At 54.4% G+C, this 6406-nt stretch carries 7 protein-coding genes and 1 pseudogene; 5 read left to right on the top strand and 3 right to left on the bottom strand.

Features of this window, described 5'->3' with window-relative positions:
• Positions 1 to 315: CheR family methyltransferase (locus K5905_RS24635; RefSeq protein ID WP_297588996.1), on the top strand; the 315-nt coding region annotated here is incomplete at its 5' end.
• 34 nt (positions 316 to 349) lie between these two features.
• Here the strand turns inward: K5905_RS24635 and K5905_RS24630 are convergent.
• Positions 350 to 1282 carry a LytTR family DNA-binding domain-containing protein gene (locus tag K5905_RS24630; protein WP_297588993.1) on the bottom strand — a complete coding sequence of 311 codons (933 nt, stop codon included), beginning with the start codon at positions 1280 to 1282 and terminating at the stop codon, positions 350 to 352.
• A 305-nt stretch (positions 1283 to 1587) separates the two neighbouring features.
• On the opposite strand from K5905_RS24630, the gene K5905_RS24625 reads away from it, so the two are divergent.
• Positions 1588 to 2556 carry an MBL fold metallo-hydrolase gene (locus K5905_RS24625; protein WP_297588991.1) on the top strand — a complete coding sequence of 323 codons (969 nt, stop codon included), beginning with the start codon at positions 1588 to 1590 and terminating at the stop codon, positions 2554 to 2556.
• A 244-nt stretch (positions 2557 to 2800) separates the two neighbouring features.
• Here the strand turns inward: K5905_RS24625 and K5905_RS24620 are convergent, their stop codons facing one another.
• Positions 2801 to 3487 (bottom strand): YafY family protein, encoded by a 687-nt coding sequence (locus tag K5905_RS24620; RefSeq protein ID WP_297588988.1) that lies wholly within the window; start codon positions 3485 to 3487, stop codon positions 2801 to 2803.
• A gap of 186 nt (positions 3488 to 3673) precedes the next feature.
• On the opposite strand from K5905_RS24620, the gene K5905_RS24615 reads away from it, so the two are divergent.
• Together K5905_RS24615 and K5905_RS24610 are read left to right on the top strand one after the other, a co-directional pair.
• Positions 3674 to 4123, top strand: coding sequence for a RidA family protein (locus K5905_RS24615; RefSeq protein ID WP_297588986.1), 450 nt, complete (start codon positions 3674 to 3676; stop codon positions 4121 to 4123).
• Positions 4124 to 4406: 283 nt separating this feature from the next.
• Positions 4407 to 4772 (top strand): VOC family protein, encoded by a 366-nt coding sequence (locus tag K5905_RS24610; RefSeq protein ID WP_297588984.1) that lies wholly within the window; start codon positions 4407 to 4409, stop codon positions 4770 to 4772.
• A 106-nt stretch (positions 4773 to 4878) separates the two neighbouring features.
• Here K5905_RS24610 and ctrA read toward each other — a convergent pair whose 3' ends face one another.
• Positions 4879 to 5571: a response regulator transcription factor CtrA gene (gene ctrA, locus K5905_RS24605; RefSeq protein WP_297588982.1), complete on the bottom strand. Its 693-nt coding sequence runs from the start codon at positions 5569 to 5571 to the stop codon at positions 4879 to 4881.
• A gap of 404 nt (positions 5572 to 5975) precedes the next feature.
• On the opposite strand from ctrA, the pseudogene fliI reads away from it, so the two are divergent.
• A pseudogene (fliI, locus tag K5905_RS24600) lies at positions 5976 to 6406 on the top strand (flagellum-specific ATP synthase FliI); the annotation flags it as partial.

Genomic DNA, 6406 nt, shown 5'->3' with positions numbered 1-6406 from the left:
GAGTGGCGCAAGCTCAACCTGCTTGAAAGCTTCTCGCATCTGGGTGAATTCGACATCATCTTCTGTCGAAATGTGCTGATCTATTTCGACCAGGCAACCAAGTCGGAAATCCTGGGACGACTGGTTAAATCCATTCCGGATGATGGCTATCTGGTACTCGGAGCTGCTGAAACGGTTGTCGGCCTGACGGATGCGTTCAAGCCGGTGCCAGGCAAGCGCGGTCTCTTCCAGAAGAAGGAAGCCGTTCAGGCTGCGGGCGGAGCTGCGGCAAGACCGCAACTGGCAGTGGCCGGTGGCAGTGGCTTTCGGCGATAGCCTAACCTGAATTCAATTTGATCTTAAAAGGCGGTCAACTGGCCGCCTTTTTTGTGTTCACGCGCGTCTTTGACAGATGTTGCTGTACATCTTCAACATGTTTCCGGCTGACCGGGATTTTCGATCCGTCCGTGAGCAGCAGCCAAAGCCTTCCGCTTTCCCGAACAGGCTTTTCGATTGCCGAATACGCAACCCAGTGACTTCTGTGAACCTGCATGCCGAGGTCGCCGGAAAGTTCGGACACGATGTCGTTGAAACGATAAAGAAGCATACAGCTGTCGATCTGACTGATGAGGCGGACATAATGTTCCTGCGCTTCAACACGAACAAGAGGTCCTTCAAGCGGGCGTTCCAGATGCCGATGATAGCCGTTGCCGGAAATTTCCGAAGAGAGGTGCGTCGCCAAATCCGTTGGTTCCTCACCGATTGTTTCAGGACTTAGCGAGATTGTCTCGACCGGATCGCTTTCAGCTGCGCCAGGGTTTGCGTTTTCGCTTTGTAAAACGATGGATGGCGCGAACATCTTTGGAACGGACAGCAGTAGACAAAGCGCCAGATGGTTGTCCGACAGATAGATCAGCTCCAGCAAAAACGAGTTGATGCGGGCGTCACCAGGATCGGACACCGGCACTGTTTCGCCCGGCAGGTTTACAAGTCCAATTGACCCGTTCAGTTCAGGCAGGCCGAGGATGAGATCCAGCGCGGTGATTGAAAGAGCAAAGGGCACCAGGCTCACGAAGGCGGCAAGAGCAGCCGTCAGCCAGAGCCGCTGCCTGAAACCGGGGAACCGGCTGAAAAGTTCCGCAAATGCCACAAACAAGGCAGCTTCAATAAGAATTCGAACAGACCAATAGCTGTACAATCCGGTGATGGACCAGCCCTCCGGTCGCTGCACCTGGGTCGAGGCGAGCAGCAGTGCAGCCGATATGGCGAGGACGGTAACTTGTAAGGTGTAACTGCGGGTCATGCGGGTTTTTTCAATTCTGAGTTTCCGAAAGTATGACCAAACTGACCCGTCATTCAAGAAGCGTGAAAATCGTCTTCCATAAATTACTGAAATTTAACACGAAAATCGACCGATTCCTGATATTGGAGAAATCGGGAAAAAAGTTCCATCTGACGAAGAGGTGACTTTCCTTCCCGGGGTTTCGCGCCAGTTTAACGGAGTGAAACGAGTCTGCTTCGCTAGGGCCTTTTTCGGAAACCTCCAAACGGCCGCGTAGAAGACTTGAAACGAATTGGTCCCTGGACTGCTGCCGGAGAACTCAAAAAATGAACATCAAAGTCGAACTGACGCGCCGTGCTGCCCTGCTTGGTGCAGGCGGAGCAATTGCCGGAGCGAGCCTTGCCTCGACATCCACCGTTTATGCCGCTGCCGAAAAACAGGGGGCGATGACGGCGCCCGTTGCGCGTTATGCGGTCGGTGATTTTGAAGTGAATACGCTTCTTGATGGTGCCGTCACGGTCGGTGAACCGCAAAAGACTTTCGGCATGAATGTGGAACCCGACGCCTTCGTCTCCCATTCCGCCGACAACTTCATTCCACACGATTCCTTCAAAGCCTATTTCACACCAACGTTGGTGAATACGGGCAGTGAGCTGATCCTGTTTGATACAGGTGTTGGCGAAGGAGGTCGACCGGCGCGCGGAAATATGCGTGCAGCGCTTGATAGTGCCGGCTACACGCCCGAGCAGGTCGATGTCGTGGTGCTGACCCACATGCATCCGGATCATATTGGTGGTCTTATGGAAGGTGGGGCTCCGGCCTTTGCCAATGCGCGTTACGTGACCGGTCAAAAGGAATATGACTTCTGGGCGGCAATGGATCCGGAGGCCAATGGTGTCACCAAGCTTCTGGCGAAAAACGTCACGCCGCTGGCGGAAAAGATGACCTTCATCGGGGATGGCGACAGTGTGGCGTCGGGCGTCACCGCCATGGCAGCAAACGGTCATACGCCGGGGCATATGATCTACATGCTCGAAAACGGTGGCCAGCAGCTGGTCCTGGCCGCTGACACGGCCAATCATTACGTCTGGTCTCTCGCACGTCCCGAATGGGAAGTCCGGTTCGACATGGACAAGGAAGCGGCCGCCAACACCCGGAAGACCGTGCTGGGTATGCTGGCCGCCGACAAGATACCGTTTGTCGGTTACCACATGCCATTCCCGGCAGTTGGTTACGTTGCCGTTGACGGCGATGGTTACCGCTACGTGCCGGCGTCGTACCAGATGCATCTCTAGGTCAGTTCGATTTCAAAAAAAGAGGGACAGCTGTAAGGCTTGTCCCTCCAACAGATGCGGTCCGTGGATACGGTTCTGCGGACCGTTTCAGCTTTGATGATTTCCCCTGACCCCAAGGGAATACGCTGCGGGGGCAACTGTAACGAAGGCGCAATTTGAAGTCGTTGCTGCCAAGTTCTGCTTCTGCAGATGCATCACTGACGCGAGGACCGGTCAATCCGGAAGAGGAGAGGTTGGCCGTCGATCACTCACACTCTTTTTCCCGATCAAAATATTCGCGTAACAAGCCTACCCGTTTCGGACGGAAAGACTCCTCCAATATTTCAATCGACTTGATCCGGTCCAGCCGGAACATGCGAAAATCCTGCCTTAGACAACACCACGCGATAAGGGCCTGTACCGCGTTGAAGAAGTAGATGGTGAGGGGCCAGACCTTGCGATTTGAGAAGCGGTCGCTCAAATCCAGATACTCTATTTGAACAGCCAGTTCATTCCAGATTGCCTCCCGAAGATCGGGGAATTCTGCCGCGGATGATGGTTTATTGCGCAGGAGGTGGCTGCCGACGGGAGAATGCCTCAGTCGGTGGCGCATGTTTTCAGGAAGACTTGCTTCCAGCTTCACCAGCGCATTCTGTGCAGCATAGCTAAACTCGCTATTGCCGAGTTTGGAAACGGTATGCAGGCCAAGAGCCAATGCGTCCACCTCATCGGCTTCAAAATGCATCGGTGGCAGTGAGGGGTCCTCGGTCAGCGTATATCCATATCCCGCTTCTCCGTCGATGATTGCACCGGCAGACCGAAGGCTTTGAATGTCGCGGTAAATGCTGCGCTCCGAAATCTCCATTTCCGAAGCGAGCCTTGATGCGGTCACGGGCGATGGCAGTCGTCGCAACACCTGCATCAGGCGAATAAGGCGGTCAGAGCGGCTCACAGGCGACCTCCGGTTAAAGCGAGACTTGGCCTACATGAAGTTGAGCTTACTTCTGCTGCCAGGAATTGTCAGGAGCCAGCGACTATCAACAGAGGGGCGAAGAGCTAACCCAGCCTTAGCAAAAGGGCCAAGGAGACCGGCATGCCGCACCTGACGACACTTCTAACGATTTTAGGATTTCTCACTATGTCTACCACTTACCCAAACTTGGCCGCAGCTGGCGAAGCGGCGAATGATCTCACCATCGTCAACCCGGAACAGCTCCACGATCCTTCGGTCAACGGCTATAGCACGTCAGTGATCGCGCCTGCCGGAGCTCGAGTAGCTTTCATTTCCGGACAAGGCGGGGCAGGTGACGACGGCGCCTATTCCTCCGACTTTTCTGTGCAGGTTCACCAAGCCTATGCAAACTTGAAAACAGTCCTCGATGCGCTTGGTGCTACGCCGGATCAAGTTGCAAAGCTTACGGTCTACGTGGTGGATCACGACCCGTCGAAGCTTGGCGTGTTGACCCGGAACGTCACGGACATGTTCGGCGATAGGCTGCCGGCACAGACCCTGGTTCCCGTTCACAAACTGGCAATTGACCCGATGCTCTTCGAAGTGGAGGCCGTTGTCATCCTGCCGCAGCAGTAGCAGGCAGGACCATTGCCTTCACAGGAGTGAGCGCGCCACGAGGACATCAACCCTCCGGGTGACGGGAATGCCGGAAATGGTTTGTTGCAGCATCCGGCAGTGTTCGCCATCGGGCTCAGTGCCCGAGATTGAGCATGTACTTTCAAGGTTGAAGATCGGTGGAGTGTGCGATGGCTCGCTGCAGGAGCTGACGCTTCGGGCCCTCGCATTTGCTCTCCTGCCGTATCTGCAGGAGTATCGTGTCTGGAATGATCCAGACTTGGTGCACCTGCGGAGGTTTCAAATGCGCAATGTTGTTGGAATTGGCGGTGTCTTTTTCCGCTCAAAAAATCCGGAAGCGCTTGCCGAATGGTATGAAACCCATCTTGGGATCAATCGCGCACCCAAAGACATGGAGGCAGAACCCTGGACCTGCGACGGCGGGGTGACGGTTTTTGCTCCCTTTTCCGAATCAACCGACTACTTTCCGGATGACCGTCAGTTCATGCTTAATTTCAGGGTGAGGGATCTTGACAGCCTCCTGGCGCATTTCAGGTCCGTCGGCGTAGACGTTTCGCGCGAGGAGGAAATGGAGGGGCTTGGCCGGTTTGCCCGGATTCATGATCCGGAAGGCAACCCGATCGAGCTTTGGCAACCCGAACAGACCTGACCAGGCCCTGCCGGCAATCCCTGAAGTGGCCGAATCACTGAAACTCCGGGCAAAAGAAAAGCCCCGGCAGATGCCGGGGCCCGTTTCTCAATTCGTGTCGGATGCCTTACGCGGCAGCTTCTACTTCCGGCTCGCGCAGAACGTATCCGCGGCCCCACACCGTTTCGATGTAGTTCTTGCCGGACGTTGCAGCAGCAAGTTTCTTGCGCAGCTTACAGATGAAGACATCGATGATCTTCAGTTCCGGCTCGTCCATACCGCCATAGAGGTGGTTCAGGAACATCTCCTTGGTCAGTGTGGTGCCCTTGCGAAGCGAGAGCAGTTCCAGCATCTGGTATTCCTTACCGGTCAGGTGGACGCGCTGGCCACCGACTTCAACGGTTTTGGTATCCAGATTGACCTTCAGGTCGCCGGTGACAATCACCGACTGAGCATGTCCCTTGGACCGGCGGACAATCGCGTGAATACGCGCAACCAGCTCGTCCTTGTGGAACGGTTTGGTCATGTAATCGTCCGCGCCGAAGCCGAGGCCGCGAACCTTATCTTCAATGCCCGCGTTACCGGACAAGATCAGAATAGGTGTCTTAACCTTTGAAACACGTAGTGTCCGAAGAACCTCATAACCGGACATGTCCGGAAGGTTCAAATCCAACATGATAATGTCATAATCGTACAGTTTGCCGAGGTCGATACCTTCCTCGCCAAGATCTGTCGTGTAGACGTTGAAGTTCTCGGACTTCAGCATCAGTTCGATGCTTTGCGCTGTAGCGCTATCATCCTCAATCAACAATACACGCATGCCAATCCCCTTATTCTGCCTTTCCTGGGCAAGTCGCAACGGCTCTGTCGGTGCCTGCTACGAAGGACTGTGTTAACCCCGACTCAAAGCTATCGGTTAATGGTTAACAAAATATGATTCGTAGCGGCAAGCTCCGAAGAAAGGAAACTGTGAACAACGGTCAACTTATTGAATCTCAAAAATAAACACAGATTCATAAATCTTAAAGTTGCACGTTAACAAACGGATCTAACCGATTCCGTTCAGATTCCTTTCGACAAAGCCGGTTTGACTTCGAAATGGCCCTCGCTTGTCAGCCTTCCAAAGGTTAAGATTAACCAGAGTCGTAAACGATCGGTTACCAAAACCGTTAACAGTGAAAGGAATCTTACGTGAAGGCGCTGTTCGCCGGTATTGATTCGCTGATGTCCACCGAAATTTATGGCCGTGTGACTGCGGTTCAGGGGCTTCTGGTGGAGGTCGCGGGTCCTATCCACGAAATGAGCGTCGGTTCACGTCTTTTGATCGATAACGGTGAAGATAACCCGAAAGTCCCTGCGGAAGTTGTCGGATTTCGCCACGGACATGCTCTGTGCATGCCGTTTTCTGGCCTTGAGGGCGTACGCATGGGCTGCAAGGCGGTGATAACTTCCCGCGAAAGCGTGGTTCATCCCGGGAGTGCCTGGCTTGGCAGGGTCGTGAATGCACTTGGCGAGCCGATTGATGGTAAAGGAGTTCTTCCAAATGGCGGAGTGCCTCGCAAATTGCGAAGTTCGCCGCCACCGGCCTCGGAACGTAAACGAGTCGGCGGGCCACTCGACCTGGGTGTGCGTGCGCTGAACACGTTCGTGACCTG

Origin of the sequence: Roseibium sp. (assembly GCF_025698965.1) — a bacterium.
In the GTDB taxonomy this organism is placed as follows: Bacteria; Pseudomonadota; Alphaproteobacteria; order Rhizobiales; family Stappiaceae; genus Roseibium.
The sequence above is the reverse complement of the archived record's forward strand: the minus strand, read 5'-3'. Positions and strand labels throughout refer to the sequence as shown.